The 16,867-nt window shown below is 31.5% G+C and carries 14 protein-coding genes and 1 tRNA gene; 10 read left to right on the top strand and 5 right to left on the bottom strand.

What is annotated here, in order from left to right; genetic code table 11:
• The first annotated feature begins 198 nt into the window (after window positions 1-198).
• The 4 genes from BWZ22_RS15350 (at window position 199) to BWZ22_RS15335 (ending at window position 3,328) form a co-directional block, all read left to right on the top strand.
• A complete protein-coding gene (locus tag BWZ22_RS15350; protein ID WP_076701658.1) occupies window positions 199-495 on the top strand; it encodes a helix-turn-helix domain-containing protein in 297 nt (98 codons plus the stop codon).
• A 246-nt stretch (window positions 496-741) separates the two neighbouring features.
• A complete protein-coding gene (locus BWZ22_RS15345) occupies window positions 742-1,215 on the top strand; it encodes a hypothetical protein (protein WP_076701655.1) in 474 nt (157 codons plus the stop codon).
• A gap of 88 nt (window positions 1,216-1,303) precedes the next feature.
• Window positions 1,304-1,945 carry a DUF6266 family protein gene (locus BWZ22_RS15340; RefSeq protein ID WP_076701652.1) on the top strand — a complete coding sequence of 214 codons (642 nt, stop codon included), beginning with the start codon at window positions 1,304-1,306 and terminating at the stop codon, window positions 1,943-1,945.
• 654 nt (window positions 1,946-2,599) lie between these two features.
• The gene (locus BWZ22_RS15335; protein WP_157607992.1) at window positions 2,600-3,328 is read left to right on the top strand and encodes a DUF6266 family protein; all 729 of its coding nucleotides are present in this window, start codon (window positions 2,600-2,602) and stop codon (window positions 3,326-3,328) included.
• 112 nt (window positions 3,329-3,440) lie between these two features.
• Here the strand turns inward: BWZ22_RS15335 and BWZ22_RS15330 are convergent, their stop codons facing one another.
• Entirely contained in the window at window positions 3,441-3,710 is a 270-nt protein-coding gene (locus BWZ22_RS15330) for a helix-turn-helix domain-containing protein (RefSeq protein WP_076701647.1), read from the bottom strand.
• A 471-nt stretch (window positions 3,711-4,181) separates the two neighbouring features.
• Between BWZ22_RS15330 and BWZ22_RS15325 the strand changes: the two genes are divergently transcribed.
• From BWZ22_RS15325 to BWZ22_RS15310, 4 genes are all read left to right on the top strand, one after another.
• Complete coding sequence (locus tag BWZ22_RS15325) at window positions 4,182-5,207, top strand: serine hydrolase (RefSeq protein WP_076701644.1); 1,026 nt, start codon at window positions 4,182-4,184, stop codon at window positions 5,205-5,207.
• A gap of 29 nt (window positions 5,208-5,236) precedes the next feature.
• Complete coding sequence (locus tag BWZ22_RS15320) at window positions 5,237-6,139, top strand: hypothetical protein (protein WP_076701642.1); 903 nt, start codon at window positions 5,237-5,239, stop codon at window positions 6,137-6,139.
• A gap of 154 nt (window positions 6,140-6,293) precedes the next feature.
• On the top strand, window positions 6,294-7,091 hold the full coding sequence (locus BWZ22_RS15315) for a CPBP family intramembrane glutamic endopeptidase (protein WP_076701639.1): 798 nt from the start codon (window positions 6,294-6,296) through the stop codon (window positions 7,089-7,091).
• 76 nt (window positions 7,092-7,167) lie between these two features.
• Window positions 7,168-8,130: an NAD(P)-dependent alcohol dehydrogenase gene (locus BWZ22_RS15310; protein WP_076701636.1), complete on the top strand. Its 963-nt coding sequence runs from the start codon at window positions 7,168-7,170 to the stop codon at window positions 8,128-8,130.
• A gap of 100 nt (window positions 8,131-8,230) precedes the next feature.
• On the opposite strand, the gene BWZ22_RS15305 is transcribed toward BWZ22_RS15310, so the two are convergent.
• The 4 genes from BWZ22_RS15305 to BWZ22_RS15290 form a co-directional block, all read right to left on the bottom strand.
• On the bottom strand, window positions 8,231-9,295 hold the full coding sequence (locus BWZ22_RS15305; RefSeq protein WP_076701634.1) for an endonuclease: 1,065 nt from the start codon (window positions 9,293-9,295) through the stop codon (window positions 8,231-8,233).
• A gap of 302 nt (window positions 9,296-9,597) precedes the next feature.
• Entirely contained in the window at window positions 9,598-11,514 is a 1,917-nt protein-coding gene (locus tag BWZ22_RS15300) for a site-specific DNA-methyltransferase (RefSeq protein WP_076701631.1), read from the bottom strand.
• A gap of 8 nt (window positions 11,515-11,522) precedes the next feature.
• Entirely contained in the window at window positions 11,523-14,381 is a 2,859-nt protein-coding gene (locus BWZ22_RS15295) for a DEAD/DEAH box helicase (RefSeq protein ID WP_076701628.1), read from the bottom strand.
• A 256-nt stretch (window positions 14,382-14,637) separates the two neighbouring features.
• Window positions 14,638-14,725, bottom strand: a tRNA-Ser gene (locus tag BWZ22_RS15290).
• A gap of 188 nt (window positions 14,726-14,913) precedes the next feature.
• Here BWZ22_RS15290 and BWZ22_RS15285 point away from each other — a divergent pair.
• On the top strand, window positions 14,914-15,543 hold the full coding sequence (locus BWZ22_RS15285) for an NAD(P)H-dependent oxidoreductase (protein ID WP_076701626.1): 630 nt from the start codon (window positions 14,914-14,916) through the stop codon (window positions 15,541-15,543).
• Between the two features lie 110 nt (window positions 15,544-15,653).
• Complete coding sequence (locus BWZ22_RS15280) at window positions 15,654-16,847, top strand: DegT/DnrJ/EryC1/StrS aminotransferase family protein (protein ID WP_076701623.1); 1,194 nt, start codon at window positions 15,654-15,656, stop codon at window positions 16,845-16,847.
• Window positions 16,848-16,867 lie beyond the last annotated feature (20 nt).

Genomic DNA, 16,867 nt, shown 5'->3' with positions numbered 1-16,867 from the left:
TCTCGTGCCTCAAAAAAACAAAAAGCTAATGCCTACAAGTCCTGTATAAGTAGCTTGTTTAAATGCTGTTTTATCAAACAACTATTTAAAACGCTACCCATACAAACGCTTCACCCCACGCTCAAATTGGAAATAACCTATTTTTTTAAGAGTTTATGCCCCAAAAAGTGTTGTTCAATTAATTAAATACATTTCAATATGATTACAAAAACAATCCAAATTACAGAAGTCACAATTGATGAATTAGCCGATAAGGTAGCAGATAAATTATTGTTTAAAATAGAAGATTATCTTAAAGAACTATCAAAATCAAAAAATGATGAATTACTAACAAGACAAGAAGTAGCCGATTATTTAAGAATAAGTTTAGTAACAATACATTCTTGGAATAAACACGGTATTTTAAATCCAATTCGTATGGGCAACAGAATCTTATACAAAAAACAAGATATTTTAGAAGTTTTAGAAGAACAGTCAATAAATAAAAAAAGGTAGCAAATATATGTGGCTACCACAGCCAACGCGCAAGGCTATAAAGGTCAAGCCCTACGGGTTTTGAATAAAACTTTTTTCAAAAGCATTTTTCACAATCATTAAACAATTAATCTCAAAAAACTTTTATCCAAAAACCTTGACAGCCTTATCCACGCCACAAGAGCATTAGGCTTTCTTTTTTTATTGTTTTTCTTTTAAAAAATTAATGGTGCGAAGCGTAGCGAAGCAATTTTAAATTGGATAGCTATGTCAACTTTTGAACTAAAAACACACCAAATCGGAAGAACCTACTCGCAACCTCATTTTTTTATTTTGAATAAAGGGCAAAACAGCGGAAAGCCTTTAATAAATCCCTGCCCTAATTGTTTTGTGGTATCTGTATCAACCGAAGAAGAAAAACAAACCCTTTATCATTTATCAATGATGTTACAAATAGGCGGTTTTTATGCTTATTATTTAAAAGGGAGTGTTATTCCGTTTATCTCAATAGATGATTGCCGAAACACCTTAAAAAACAGTTACACCTCATTGTTAAGTGATGAATTTCAGTTACAAAAGCATATTGATATAGTTTCAGCTATTTGTAAAAAAGAAGCTGAACTTCAAAAAGTTATTTCAAAAATGGCAGATTTAAAGGTGTCATATATTCAAAACCTATTTTCTAAAAAGCAAAATCGGGCAACAAAAGGCAACAAAAACCAAATCAATCTATTAGCATAGTATTTGCCATATATTACTTGTGTTGGTTAAAGACCGTACCAAGTCCGAACCAACTTCGAACAAGTATTAATTTTAAATTTTATATACAATGGGTGTTATTTCACAAGGAATCCTGGGCGGTGTATCAGGTAAAGTAGGAAACGTAGTTGGTGCTTCTTGGAAAGGTATTGACTATTTGAGAATTAAGCCTTCAAGTGTGGCAAATCCACGAACAGAAGGTCAAGTTAACCAAAGAAATAAGTTTACTGTTACTTTGGAGTATCTTCAACCGAATTTAGGTTTTATCAAGAAAGGGTATAAATCTTATGCGGTGCAAAAAACAGAGTTTAACGCAGCAATGTCTTATGTGTTGAATAATGCGATTACAGGAGCTGCACCAAACTTTACTGTAGATTATTCTTTAGCTTTATTAAGTAGAGGTAATCTATCTGTAGCATTGAACCCTGCAACAGATTTAGCAACTGCAGGACAAGTAGAATTTACTTGGGATGACAACTCTGCTGAAGGTAATGCCAATGCAACTGATAAAGCAATGATTTTAGTTTACAATCCAAGTAAAAAGGAATCAATGTATATTCTTGATGGTGCTGATAGAACTGTAGGATCTCAAATCATTACAATTCCAAGTACCTATGCAGGTGATACAGTCGAGCTTTTTATGGCATTTATTACTGCTGAAGGTAATACCGTGTCAAACAGCGTTTATTTAGGCTCTGGAACAGCTAATTAACAGTTGATGTTTTTATGTATGAAACCACTCTTTATGAGTGGTTTTTTTATGCTATATTCGTAATTGAATTTATTAATGATTGCCCTTAATTTACCCTTTTTAGGTGTTTTTTGTATCCTATTTGTTGCCCAAATGCTCTAACCCCAATAAATATAAGGTAAATTACATATTGTATTGGAAAGTAACCTGCTCTTTTTATCATTACAAGAAGCAACCCCATCCCGTCACTGCGAGGAGGCACGACGAAGCAGTCTCATTAATATATAGCCTAAACGACATAGAGATTGCTTCACTACAGCTTGTCTTGAGCCCCGTCGAAAGGTTCGCAATAACTAGGGAGTAGTTTTCTCCCATCTTTCTCCCTCAAAAATCGATTTTAAAAAAATAAACCCCTAGCTGAGACGAACAATCCTCGAACAAAACTCGAACAAAACCCCTAAAATTTGCTAAAAATAGGTCAATAGTAGTCAATAGGTGTCAATAGTAGTCAATAGATGTCAATAGTAGTCAATAGATGTCAATAAGTGTCAATAGGTGTCAATAGGTGTCAATAGATGTCAATAGGTGTCAATTGGTGTCAATTGGTGTCAATAGTAGTCAATAGATGTCAATAGGTGTCAATAGTAGTCAATAGGTGTCAATAGTAGTCAATAGATGTCAAAAGCGGTCAATACGTGTCATAATTTGGATAATACTTTTAAGGCGTTATATCTTGGGGGCATTATTAACCCCAAAAACTATAAACTTATGGCTACTTTTGAAAAAGGTATTTTAGGAGGCTTTTCTGGTAAAGTGGGCAATGTTGTTGGCGCACGCTGGAGAGGCAAAAATGTTATGCGTAGTGTACCACAACGTGGTAACTATGTTCCAACCGAAGCACAACTATTACAACGCGAGCGTTTTAAAACAGTAGTTGATTTTTTAACACCTATTAAGGGTATATTGAGTCAGTATTTTGGTAAATCACAAGGCGATAAGTCTACGTACAATTTGGCTACGTCGTATCATCTTAAAAATGCCTTGGTAGAGACCCCCGAAGGGTTTGTTATAGATTACCAAAAAGTACTGATTAGCAAAGGCGATTTAAGAGATATAGACTCGCCAACAGTTACGGCTGCAGCTAATCAAGTTATAAACCTAAGTTGGGTGGATAATAGCGGACAAGGTAATGCCAGTGCTACAGACCAGTTGGTGGTGGTGTTTTATGCGCCAACTTTACAGTTGTTTCAAACCTATGAGCAAATTGCTTCTAGAGAAGATGAAAGTGCACAAGTAACTTTACCTGCTTTTCTTTCGGGAATTGATGTGCAAACTTGGGCTACTTTTGTAAGCAATACCAATGCTGCTAGAAGCAATTATTTAGGAGAGCTTACTGTAAGTTAAAGCATATTACATAACAGTTAGCCAATAAGTGCCAGTTATTATAAAGTGTTTACACGGTATAATGATTGGCATTTTTTATGTATAATACTAGTTTTAGGGAGAATTATAAGACCTAACTGCCAGAATTAAGGTTTTTTAAAGCCTTGTTAAGTAGCATTTTGTTAATTAAGCTCTTAGGATAAACAACGGTGCCACCTAATTTGTAGGCAGGAATAAGCTTTTTTACCCTTAAACGGTACACACTACTCTTGCTTAAGTTAAGGTGTTTCATAACATCTTCTGTAGTTAGCCATTCTTCGTCTTTTGCAATGTTACCATCAATAAGTGAGGTTTTAGATTCATTAAAAAATGGTTTGGGTTCATTTTTTTTTGAAGTGTTCATGTTTCATAAAAATTTATAATTTTCAGATTTATGCTTTAAAAGTACATTTTTGTATGAAAATTTTCAAGTGTGTAGGAGGTAAACTACGATATGTTATATTGATTTATTTTTAAGTAACGGCATAATAAAGGCCGTTTTTTTAATACATTCTTAAAAAAAAATAGAAGGAATACCTCATAATTATTATTTAAAACCTCATAAAAAGAATTAGTTCTAATTTATAATATAGTACTTTTAATATAAGGCTTATAACTAATTTTGCCTGGTATTTATAAATTAATTTTTTAAATGAAACTATATATTAAATGATGTTTTTGTGTTAATATTTTATTCTAAAAAAACAACAAAAGCGATTAAGAATACAATTTATCATTAAGATTATACAGTTCAGTTAATTAATATTCTTTAAAGTTTCAACTTGCTAGATATTTGCCTTATAAAAGAAAAACAAAACTATTAATAATATAATTTATGAAAACTAAACTCATTATAAGGCTAGCATTATTAATTGGTACTATAGTTTCTATGTTTTTTGTACCATGGATTTTGGTAAAAGCATGGATTTTACCACTACCAAACACGGTTCAAGAACAAGTAGATGAAGCTGTAAATCATGGGTTTGAAGGAGTGATTGTATATGTAGATCAGGCAGGGAAAGAGCCACGATATTACGGTGCTGGTTGGCATAATAGAGAATTAAAAATTCATGCTAACCCCCACGCTTTATTTAAAATAGCCAGTATTAGTAAGTTATATGATGCTGTGGCTGTAACCAAATTGGTAAGTGACGGACGTCTTTCTTTAGATAAAACAATAGCCGATTATTTACCAGAACTCTCTAGTAAAATTGAAAATGCAGACAAAATTACTCTAAGATTGATGATACAGCATAAAAGTGGAATTCCCAATTTTACAGATGCTCCAAACTTTTGGGCAGCACCTACAGAATCTTTTGAAGAAAGTATAGCCTTAATTGAAGGGAAACCCGCAAACTTTGAACCTGGTGAAGACTATGAATATTGTAATACCAATTACTTGTTAATTAATAAGATTATGGATAATGTTTTGGGTTATAGCAATTTTCAATTCAAACAAGAAGAAATTTTAAATCCGTTAAACCTTAAAAACACTTTTAGTTCACTTAAGCAAGTTGATATAAACAATGTAATGAGTGGTTACCATGTAGGATACCCGCATGATTTAAAAACAAACGATTACGGTATGCACGCTACGTTAGAAGATGTGGGAACATTCTTGAGAGCATTAAACAACGGAACATTATTTAAAAACAAAGAGCAAGAAATTTATGCTTCTATTTATGAATATGAACATTCTGGTTGGGTTCCAGGATACCAAAGTTTTGCAAAATATTATAAAGATATTGACGCTGTGGTTGTTCATTTTTATAGTACAACAGACCCCAAATTACTCTATTGGAACTTATCAGAAATTATAAATAATAGAATTTATAAGATTATTAGAAACCAGAATACTTAATAACCAACTTAAAAATACATTATAATACAATGAAAAATACTCTAGTAGGTTTACTTACAAGGCTAATTTTAATTATGGTTTTTTTAGCTTCATGCGCTACAGATGATGGTAGTTTAGATACTGATATTTATTTAGAAATACCCGATGCTAGTCTTGAAGCTATATTAATACATAAAGGCATAGATACAGATGGAGTGCTTAATAAACAAATGCTTAAAGCAGATGCTAATACTATTGAAGCATTAGATTTGGCTACTTTAGAGTATGGAGCTATTACCGATTTGTCTGGTATAGAGGGCTTTGTAAGTTTAAAAAAGTTAGTTGCTAACCAACATAATATAGAGCAGATTGATTTGAGTTTTAATGAGCTTTTAGACTCTGTATATCTTGCAGGAAATAATATATCAAGTATTAATGTAAGTAATAATACTAATTTAAAACTGTTAGATGTATCGGCTAATAAACTTGTATCTATTAAAGGCTTAACAGATTTAAAAAAAATAAAAATATTGAATTTATCTTTTAATTACCTTGAAGCGATAAGCCTTAACAACCCATTATTAGAAATTTTGCATATAAGCAATAATGATTTAACATCACTTAATATTACAGAAGCTGTAAGTCTTAAAAATTTGTTATTAACAACAAATAAGCTTAATAATTTAAATATAGATTCAAATATAAATTTAGAAACTTTACTAGTGTCTGATAATCAATTGAAAAGTATTAATCTTATAGAGAATAGTAGCTTAACCCATTTGTATATAACCAGTAATTTACTAACAAATTTAGATGTTAGTAGTAATAGCAACCTTATAGATTTAAAAGTAGATAGAAACCCCAATTTAAGTTGTATTAAAATAGATAGTAATCAAGATATACCAATGGTGTCATTAGCGGCTCATCAAGAATTAAATGTTTTTTGTAATTAATGCAGGTATTTTTTGGTAAATGTAATTACCTCTTGCTGTAGCTTTTTTAAGGAAGTATATTTTTAGTTTAGTGTGTTCCGTTTAAGTTAACAACTAAGCAATGATTTTAACACACTCCCATATTACAAGGTCATATTTAGCAAAAATTTATTAAATGAAATCACCAAATTCAACCCAAACATATAATAGCCTATCAACAGCTTTTTTTGTAGTTATTTTATTTGTAATTGGTACGCTTCTAAACATTCCCTTTAGCAGAGAATTAAAACGGTTAAAAATAGAGGCAGGTAATACAAGTGTAAAAATATCTAATTCTATAGCTACAGAAATAATACAAACAGGAGTTTATGGACTTATAATAGGTATAATTATGGTTTTTGTTGGTTTATGGTTATCAAAAAAAGCACACTTGGGCGCGCCAGTTATAGAAAGTTTCTTTTCTAAGAGAAAAACTATAAAGCTTTTAAATGTGTTTAAAGAGCTATTGTATTTTATGGGTCTTAGTGTAGTTTTAGCACTAGTATTACTTCTAATTCATAAGCAAATAAGAGATACCTTTCCTGCAACAAGCCTTATAGAAAGACCTTCTAAACTCTATTATGCCATCGTATCATTTTCGGCTGGAATTACAGAAGAAATTATCTTTCGGCTTGGGTTAATGTCTTTTATTATAGCTTTAATTCAACGTTTTAAAAAAGAAGTAAAACCATCAACAACTGTAGTTTGGGTGGGTATAATAATTACGGCGGTATTTTTTGGTTTAATGCATTTGCCACTATCAAAAAACTTTTCAAATCTCACTTTGGTAACAGTGAGTTCTACTATGATAGGAAATCTTATCACAGGGTCTTTCTTTGGTTGGGTGTATTGGAAACGTGGTTTACTAATAGCAATAATTGTACACATTGTTTGGGATTTAGTTTTTCATGTAATGGGCTCACCTTATTTGTAGAAATATTGTTTTGATTATAAAATACGAGCGATTAATAAATTGAAAACCTTAAACTTTAGCATTAATAATAGTAATAATGAAAGCAGCAATTTATAACACTTATGGTTCGCCAGAAGTTATCAAGATATCTAGCTTAGAAAAACCATTACCTAAGCATAACGAAGTTTTAGTAAATATTAAGGCATCATCTGTTACCAGAGCAGACACCATGATGCGCCAAGGAGTACCAAAATACGGTAGATTATTTTTAGGCATATTTAAACCTAAAAACAGGTTTTTAGGAACTGGTTTTTCTGGTGTTGTTGAATCTGTGGGAGCCCAAGTAACAAAATTTAAAATAGGCGATGCGGTTTTTGGCGAAAAACTATTTAGCAATGGCTCTAATGCAGAGTATTTATGTATTGCCGAAGATTTGGTTATAGATAGAAAACCCAATAATATTTCTCATATTGAAGCCGCACCAATATGTGATGGGTTTTTAACGTCATACAATTTTTTAAAAGATATTGCCAATGTAAAACCAGGACAACATGTTTTAATTAATGGCGCTTCTGGAAGTTTAGGTAATGCTGCAGTGCAATTAGCAAAGGTAATGGGCGCTAGGGTTACAGGAGTTTGTAGTACAAAGAATATAGATTTTGTGCTGTCTGTGGGAGCCGATGAAGTTTTAGATTATACTAAAGTAAATCTAAATAATGTAACCCATACATATGATGTGATTTATGATACTGTTGGAAAACTATCTTATAAAAGCGTTAGAAATTTAATAAGTTCTGGTGGCATGTTTATGACGCCAGTATTAAGTGGAAAAATACTTTGGCACATGTTATGGAATTCAAAAAAAGTAAAGTTTGCAGCTACAGGCATGAAAAACACTAAAGCATTGAAGTGTTTATTAAAAGATTTAATACATCTTTTTGAACAAGAAAAACTTCAAACAAAAATTGAAAAAAAATATAGCTTATTAGATATAAGACATGCCCATGAGTATCTAGAAACGGGTCGTAAAGTAGGCAATATAGTAATTGTTAATCTATAATCATTAATAAAAAACCCTCTAAACGCAGTGTTTAAAGGGTTTTTATTAAGCGAAAACGAAAAAAGAAAGCAGATGTTCTTGTAGCGTTGTTAAGGCTGTCTTATTTTTTAATGAACCTAAAAGTACTTTCAGATTGATTAGATTTTAAATGTAGTATATAACTACCTGTATTTAATCTGGAAATATCAACTTTATTGGCTACAGTTGCATTAAGCAATATTCTACCACTGTAATCTACAATTGTATATTGATAGTTATTTGTTTTATTAGATACTATATTTAAATAATTAGTAGAAATAGTAGGATATATTGAAACAGATTCCTGATTATATAATTCTGGTAAAGCGAGTACTTGCCAACTATCTGCTGCAGGAGTACCTCCCCATATTAATGTAGCTATGTAAGGGTTATCAATAAACGGATTTCTGTTGCCTTGGGCAAGTGCAATTTCATTATTTCTTTGTATTTCAAAATTAGAAACAGGGTCTTCTATATTCCATTGAAGAAAAATATCGGGCATATCTGGATGTGTACTGTTTGAGCTGAATGCAACATCATTTGCTAAACATTGATTGGGGTAACGCACATACATATACATAATGATACGTGCAATATCACCTTTCCATTCATCACCTGGATAAAAATAACCTTGTGCTGTTATTGTAGAATTACCACTACCAGATGCATATACTCTGTTATTTCTTGAAGAATTCATTTGTGAGTCTGAAGCAAGTAAATTATGTACATCTGTACCTGCACTGGGATAACTAGTGTCTAAACTTGGGTTTGCTAATGATTTTGCAAAAACGTGTTCTCTATTCCACAAACCTATACATGAGTTTGAGGTACAATTTAAGTCTTTACTACGTGTTCTATCTGTTTTATAGGTGTTATCTAAATCATCATACCCATAAAGCAAAAGCACATTTTGATTGTTTGAAGGGTCTAAATCTGCTGTTTTAATAACATCCCAAGTATCTGTAGAAGCACTTGTATATGGTAATTGGTTTGTAAGTGTGGTTGTTATTAATGTACTTATTTGATTTTTAAGAGCATCATCGGTTTGAGAGAAATCTATATTGCTGTAATAAGTAGGTATTTGAGCACTTACTGTTAATGAAAAAAATACTGCTAAAAGCGAAATGTATAGCCTTAATAAACGCATAATAAAATAAGATTTGGGTGGAAGTAAAGTTAAGCAAATACTATAACTAAAGGGGTATTATCTCTTAAAAAACAAGTTTTTTTTAATTTGAACGTAGGATGAAGTGTTTGTATGGGGTAGCGTTTTAAATAGTTGTTTGATAAAACAGCATTTAAACAAGCTACTTATATTGGACTTTTAGACAATAGCTTATTGTTTCTTTTTGGCATGAAAAAAATCAATATGCTATGGCGTATTACTAACCGCTGATTTGTAGGGGGGAGCGGAAGAACACAAAGAACTGGGTTTTGGGTTGTGGGGGATTAAATAACCACTACAGACTCATCTCCACTAATGTTTCTCACTTTAATTCTTAATGGTTTTTCTTTTGATGTGATTTTTCCATTCCAAAAGTCTTTCGATTTCTCTCCATCGTAAATGACATAACCTAATTTGTCAATTTTTATTTCTGTTGAACTAAACCATTCACCCTCTGAATTTTTACAGTCTAAAGAGATTAATTCAATTAGCTCTAATCCTTCTTCGCTAATATTAATAGGTTCGAATTTCTTTCCTTTGTTTATTGCTTGTAAGTTTCTTTTTTCATTGAACTCATTAATCTTTTGCTGCAATCTGTCACTTGTAAACTTATCGATTGATACAGTATATTCTCCCTTACCTTCAGTAATTGAAAATTCTAATTCATCATCTACTACAGTTTCGTGAAGAAGATTCTTTAAATCTTTTAACTCAACATCTGTTGTGGTTGCATTATTTTCTTTGATGAATTTTTTCAGTTCTTTTTCATCATCAATATCTATGTAGTAAACAATTACTTTTTTAGCATTAATTGAAAGATTTTGTATTTCTTGATTGATAATGCGGTTAATGGTTGGTATATCTAGTAACTTTTGTTGACTATCTATTAAGTCTGGAACATAAACTGGAACCGTACCTAATTTACTATCGTTTATAGCACCTAACCAGAAATTAGAAACACCTTCTACTTTTGTTTGTAAACCTGTAATTAGTGTTGCTAATTTATCCATAGTTTGTTGTGGATTTCTGAATAAGTTTACACCATCTTTGACTTCTTTTATAGTAAAGCTTGCTTTTTCTGCTACTAAACGGTCTCTAACAGTTTGAATAGAATTTATACCTACATCACAATGAATAAACTTTCTGCCCAACTCATTAGCTACTTTTGCTGTTACTCCACTGCCACCAAAGAAATCAGCAACTACCATACCTTTATTACTACTTGCTTTTATAATTCTTTCCAATAATTCTTCAGGTTTTTGAGTGGAATAATCTTGTTTTTCGTGTGCGGCTTGATTAACGGGATTAATAGTCCACCAATCTAAAGGTAAACTACCTGCTTTTAGATAATGCCTATAAACTAATTCTGGATTTGTTTTTTCCCATTCTGGTTTAACATCTCTATGCCATTGTATTGGACTTCCTTGAATGTTTTTTCCGAAAAGACGATATTTTCCTTTTTCGTCTTCATATTTATATTTTTTGATATTACCTTCAGAGTGTTCTCTTAAAACCTCTTCATAGTTAAAAACGTAATCTTCACTTTTTGAAAAGAAAAAAATTGTGTCGTGCTTTGTATTCCAATATTTTTTGCTGTTCGCAGCATCAGAATAACACCAAATTATTTCATTTAAAAATCGTTCTTCACCAAAAACTTCATCCATCAATATCTTTACATAATGTCCAATATGATAATCTAAATGTAAATAGATTGATGCGTTTTCAGACATTATGCTTTTAATCGCTTGCAAATTTTCATACATCCAATTCAAAAAATCTTCTTTTTGCCAAATGTCTCCATACATTGTTTCTTCAAAAGTTCGTAGTTCCTCCATTTCCATTGTTTTTTCAGCTTCTCTTATTTTAGCTGCTAACTTTGGATTTCTTCTGATGTATACTTTTTTAGCATAATCTACACCACTTGCAAAAGGTGGGTCTATGTATACCAAATCAACTTTTATACCTTGTTCTTTTAGATAGGCACAGTTTGAGACACACTCACCACGCATAATTAAATTTTCGGAAGGTTCACCAACTTGTTCCACTGTTTCTACTTCGTAGTAGGGCATACCACGTTCTAAACGGTTATACACTTCATTGTTTTCGCGATAACGTAATACACGTTTTGTGCGTGTAATATTGTCTAATACGGCTTGACCTTCTATGGTATTTGGTGTGTATGGTATATATTTAATTGGCATAATTGTAATTAGTCTTTGAAAAATTGATTGATACGTTGATTTACTTCTGCAATATTGTCTAATAGTTTATTGCTATCTTCTAAATAGAGAAAATCGAATTTTTTGTACCCAAATTTGTCTTCGTTATGTTTTAAGAAGTCCGTTTCTATAAAGTTCTTTTTCTTAATAAAATCTTTATCATTAGCGTAGCCTTCTCCTTTGGTTTCAATAATTAATGCTTTGTGTATAGCATCTTTAGTATTGCGTTTAATGATTAAAAAGTCGGTTGTGTATTTACCTACTTTATTCCATCGTTTTCCTTTTTTAGCAAAACAGTTAATTACAAACTCTGTAATACCACGTTCTCCATTAAAATAGATTTCTAAATTATTTTCTTTAAAGTCTTTTAACTTAAGAATTTCATTTAAAAATTGACTTTCAAAACCACTGTCGAAATTATAAGGCAATAAATGAAACGATTTGTCTTTTTGTTCAATTAATGGATTTATGGTTTCTGCTGCAACTTTTGCAATTTCATCAAACTTACCCTGTTCTGTTAATTTTAAAATACGCTCTTGCTTTTTTTTATTAAAATCTTCTGTTGAAAGTGGGTTACTGTCAAATTGCAAAATTTGTTTTGTTACCTCTTCATTAGGATATAAGTTTTTATGCTTTGCAATAGATTTTAATTTGTCGACAATAAGTAAGTTGGCTTCTTTAGGAATTATTTCTTCTTCGGTTGTTAATTCTCTTTTAATGCTGAATGCTACTCTAATTTTAGATTCAATTTTATAAGTATCAAATTGTTCATTAAAAAACAGATTTCCTTCGTTGTTTAGAGTAATTGCTTTAAAAATAGGTTTTAATTGTTCATCAAATTGATGCAATTCTTTTGTAGAGATTGTACTGAAACTATCTTTTGAAATATTAGCAATCCAATGATTGTAGTTAGCCAACTTGATACCAGAACTGTTTAAAAAAGATAATTCACCTTCGTCTAAAAAGTCTAATCCTTTAGTAGTTATTGCATAGTTAGCTTTGTAATCTTTTATGCTTTTTAGTAGCTCTTCTAATTTAATTTTGGTGTTTGGCTTATCTTCTTCCTCAATAGATTGATATTTTACTTTTAGCTGGTAATAGTCAATTTTTGGAAGTTTAAGAAATCCCATTCTTGAATGACGTTCAATTAAATCAGCACCTTTATTTTTGTCTAAATTGTTGAGTTCTTCAATAGACGTGTTTTGTTCTTTTTCTAATGCTTTATTAAGTATTGTTGCATTTTCTCTATTTAACCAAATTAAAGCTGATTCATCATTACCTTTTGTAACTTGTCTTAAACATCTACACGTTGTTTGAATGATAGCATTTTTGGAAGCGCTCTTACTTTTTTGCGGTAGTATTACAGAAGTTAAACTCTTACAATCCCAACCTTCTTTACCAATTGCTACTAACAGAATGTATTTCTTTTTTGAAATTGCAGTGTCTAATGATTTAAATTGTAATTCATTTTCCTTTGGCAAACTGTACGTTTTATTTCCACCGTGAAATCTTAATATTTCGTCAGGATGGATTTTTAAATCACTTTGAAGAAATGGATAAACTTCTTCTTCTAACATTTCAATATTACTGCAATAAATAGCAACTTTTGGAATAGTACCATTAGCGTAAGTTAAATCTCCATACGTTTCATTAAAGTCGTTAATACCTTCTTTTATTATTTGTAAATGAGTAAGATTATCGGCTATTTTAACTGTTGGATTTTTTAAAAAATCTTCTATTGCATTTGTAAGCGGATAATAATAGACTGTATTTGTGATTTCTGAAATTCTTAAAGTATCATCTTCTGTAAGCTGAATTTTTTCTGCTGTTGATAAATAAGGCGTACCTGAAAAACCGAGTACAGTGGTTATACTACCTCTATCATTCCATCTATTAACTACTTGTCTTAATTTAATGTCTGATTTTGCTGCGTGATGCACTTCATCAATCAAAATAGATAAGTTTGGTATTTTACCAATTAGAGCTCTTAATTCGTTAGCCTTTTTGTCCTCATCATCTTCAAATAAGTTTGTTTGACCTGTTGTATCAACTCTGTTTAAGATTACCTTTTCCGCATTTACAATGAAAACTTGCCCAAAAGGATCTGGAAGGATTTCGTTTACTTTTTGAGCATTTGGATTTCGAGCTTTATTGCTTTTTTTAGCAGACTTGGCTTCATCTAATACATCAAACTTTAGTTGTTTTTTTAGATTAGTTGCTGCTGGTTCTGGAATAACCCAAGATGGGTCAAAATCTTCGATAGTTCTTAAACTTGGTCCGATTGATGTTTTTAAGCCAGAAGGAATTAAAACCAAAAAGTTATGAGCAAAATTTTTATTTTCGGGTTCATTTGAAGCAAAATATAAATCTAAATAGATAAATGCAGCCATTAAGTAAGTTTTACCAGAACCCATTGGTAAACTCATTAAGTAGTCAGAATAGTTTACATTGTAAAATAACTTTTTAATTATTTCTTGATAATCTAACTCTTCTGGTGATTTTATGATTTCCTGTTCAAGGTTAGGTAGTTGCTTTTTGCCTTTTACTTTTTGTCTTGCAAAATCAAATAAAGAAAACGCCTCTTTATTGTTTTCAAGGAATTCTCTTGCATTTTGGTTAATATCTAATTTTGACAAATCAGTACCATTTGTAAAAAAACCTTCTGCAAATAGTTGCCAAAGAGGTTTGTTTTGACCTTGAATTTTCAAAAACAAAAAAGTTTCTATTGCCTCAATTTGAGTATCTCTTAACTGACCTTTGTTTTTAATATATGTAATAAGTTCATTTACACTACAATCAGGTGATTGTAACCATTGAACTGTTTTATTTCTTATTATCTTATTTAGCATAAATTTAAAAACATAAAAATATAAATCTTTTTTATGGAAAGTAGGAATATTTACAAGAAAAATTAAAACCCAAAAAACCGAGTGGGTTAATTGGGTTTTGTTAGGTTATGATGCTGTTGCAAAAGTTTTTTGTTTAAGCTTTTCAAGATGCTTTACCATATTGCTTTTGCACCATTCTTCTTTTGCTATTTTGTAGAAACTAAAAAGTCCCGTAAACATAGTGTTTACGGGACTTTGTTCGATTTTGAATAAATCTTGGCGGAGAAAGAGGGATTCGAACCCCCGGAGGTGTGACCCTCAACAGTTTTCAAGACTGCCGCATTCGACCACTCTGCCATTTCTCCAAGTGTCTCATCAAGCTATTTGCCTGAATGCGGGTGCAAATATAGAACCCTTTTTTAATTCTTTCAAATAAAATTTAAATTTTTTAAAAAATAATTTTGCCTTATTTAGTTACTGGTTCAATTTATCATATAATTTTATCAAATTGAAAATTCAAATAGTACATTTGTAAAAAACATAAATGAGCAGAATGAGTATTATAGATAAATTAAAGTGGAGATACGCAACAAAAAAGTTTAATCCAACTAAAACACTCACTAAAAATCAACTAAACACCTTAAAAGAAGCATTTAACCTAACAGCAACATCATATGGTTTACAAACAGTTAAAATGATTGTAATTCAAGACACAAGTTTAAGAGAATCACTTCTAAAACATTCCTACAATCAAAACCAAGTTGTTGAGGCCTCTCACTTATTAGTATTATGTATTCAAGAAAAAATACTAGAAGCAGACGTAAATAAATTCTTTAAAAACATTCAATCCATTCGTAATACACCCAACAAAATATTAGACCCATACAGGCTTAATTTAATAGACATGTTAAGCAACATGACAATAAAAGAACAACAACAATGGTCTAAAAATCAAGCCTACATAGCCCTAGGTAATTTAATGACAGTTTGCGCTGTAGAAGGCATAGATGCTTGCCCCATGGAAGGATTTAATCCAGAAGGTTATGATAAAGCCTTGAACCTTCAAGAAAAAGGACTAAAATCTGTTTTACTCTTACCAGTAGGTTATAGAGCAGAAGACGATATGTTTGCAGACTTTAAAAAAGTTAGAATGCAAGTAACAGAAAGTGTTTTAGAAATTTAAAATTAACAGGGCGTTACCCTATCGGGTCGGGCTTTCGGGAGTCGCTCCCTCCTTAGGTCGGGGAGCTTCAACAAACCCTCAATCCCTAACGCAAAACAAAACATAAACCCATGCCAGGATTTGAATTATTTGGAGAACAAGAACGTAAACAAGTAAACGATGTATTAGAAAACGGCGTACTAATGCGCTATGGTTTTGATGGTATGCGCAATGGCCATTGGAAAGCCAAAGAACTAGAAGCAGAACTTGAAAACACATTTCAATCTAAACACGTACAATTAGTATCTAGCGGTACAGCAGCCGTTTCAGTAGCCTTAGCCTCTGCAGGAATAGGAGCAGGAGATGAGGTCATTATGCCAACATTTACCTTTGTAGCCAGTTTTGAGGCCATAATGCTTTTAGGCGCCATACCCGTTTTAGTTGATGTAGATGATACCTTAGGCTTAAATCCGCAGGCAATAGAAAAAGCCATAACACCAAAAACAAAAGCCATTATGGTAGTGCAAATGTGTGGCAGTATGGCTAATATGAATGCTATACAGCAAATAGCAAAAAAGCACAATTTATTGGTAGTAGAAGATGCATGTCAAGCTATTGGCGGTACTTATAACAACAAACCATTAGGAAGTATAGGAGATTTAGGGTGTTTCTCTTTCGATTTTGTAAAAACCATAACCTGTGGCGAAGGTGGAGCCGTAGTAACAAACAATAAGGAGTACTACATAAATGCAGACCATTACAGTGATCATGGTCATGACCATATAGGCAATGATAGGGGCGCAGAAACACATCCATTTTTAGGATATAATTTTAGAATTTCAGAACTACATGCAGCCGTTGGTTTAGCACAAGTAAAACGTTTACCAGAGTTTTTAGAAATACAAAGACGTTATTTAAATATTTTTAAAGAAACCCTGTCTAAAATACCTGAAGTTACATTAAGAACAGTTCCAGAAGGGGGAGAAGAAAGTGGCGCCTTTTTCAATTTCTTTTTACCAGATTTAGAAACTGTTAGAAAAGTAATGCAAGCCTTTAAAAACCAAGGTATTGATGCTTGTTGGAATTATTTTGATAATAACTGGCATTACATACGTAAGTGGGACCACTTAAAACAACAAAAATCCTTATTCCCAATTTCTAAAGAAGTAAAAGAAGGTTTAAAATATTTAGAAACCAAAACATTTGAAATGTCAGACCACTATATTGGCAGAAACATATCATGTTTAATAAAATTATCTTGGACAGAAGAAGACGTGAAAACAAGAACCAATAAAATGGCTGAAATTATAAAAGCTGTTTTGTAAACAAATGTTAATAACATTTT

This window comes from Seonamhaeicola sp. S2-3 (assembly GCF_001971785.1).
Lineage (GTDB): Bacteria > Bacteroidota > Bacteroidia > Flavobacteriales > Flavobacteriaceae > Seonamhaeicola.
The sequence above is the reverse complement of the archived record's forward strand: the minus strand, read 5'-3'. Positions and strand labels throughout refer to the sequence as shown.

Bases quoted from the DNA above. Each gene is read 5' to 3' on its own strand.
- BWZ22_RS15350 (WP_076701658.1), top strand. From the start codon at position 199: ATGATTACAAAAACAATCCAAATTACAGAAGTCACAATTGATGAATTA.
- BWZ22_RS15345 (WP_076701655.1), top strand. From the start codon at position 742: ATGTCAACTTTTGAACTAAAAACACACCAAATCGGAAGAACCTACTCG.
- BWZ22_RS15340 (WP_076701652.1), top strand. From the start codon at position 1,304: ATGGGTGTTATTTCACAAGGAATCCTGGGCGGTGTATCAGGTAAAGTA.
- BWZ22_RS15335 (WP_157607992.1), top strand. From the start codon at position 2,600: ATGTCAAAAGCGGTCAATACGTGTCATAATTTGGATAATACTTTTAAG.
- BWZ22_RS15330 (WP_076701647.1), bottom strand. From the start codon at position 3,710: ATGAACACTTCAAAAAAAAATGAACCCAAACCATTTTTTAATGAATCT.
- BWZ22_RS15325 (WP_076701644.1), top strand. From the start codon at position 4,182: ATGAAAACTAAACTCATTATAAGGCTAGCATTATTAATTGGTACTATA.
- BWZ22_RS15320 (WP_076701642.1), top strand. From the start codon at position 5,237: ATGAAAAATACTCTAGTAGGTTTACTTACAAGGCTAATTTTAATTATG.
- BWZ22_RS15315 (WP_076701639.1), top strand. From the start codon at position 6,294: ATGAAATCACCAAATTCAACCCAAACATATAATAGCCTATCAACAGCT.
- BWZ22_RS15310 (WP_076701636.1), top strand. From the start codon at position 7,168: ATGAAAGCAGCAATTTATAACACTTATGGTTCGCCAGAAGTTATCAAG.
- BWZ22_RS15305 (WP_076701634.1), bottom strand. From the start codon at position 9,295: ATGCGTTTATTAAGGCTATACATTTCGCTTTTAGCAGTATTTTTTTCA.
- BWZ22_RS15300 (WP_076701631.1), bottom strand. From the start codon at position 11,514: ATGCCAATTAAATATATACCATACACACCAAATACCATAGAAGGTCAA.
- BWZ22_RS15295 (WP_076701628.1), bottom strand. From the start codon at position 14,381: ATGCTAAATAAGATAATAAGAAATAAAACAGTTCAATGGTTACAATCA.
- BWZ22_RS15285 (WP_076701626.1), top strand. From the start codon at position 14,914: ATGAGTATTATAGATAAATTAAAGTGGAGATACGCAACAAAAAAGTTT.
- BWZ22_RS15280 (WP_076701623.1), top strand. From the start codon at position 15,654: ATGCCAGGATTTGAATTATTTGGAGAACAAGAACGTAAACAAGTAAAC.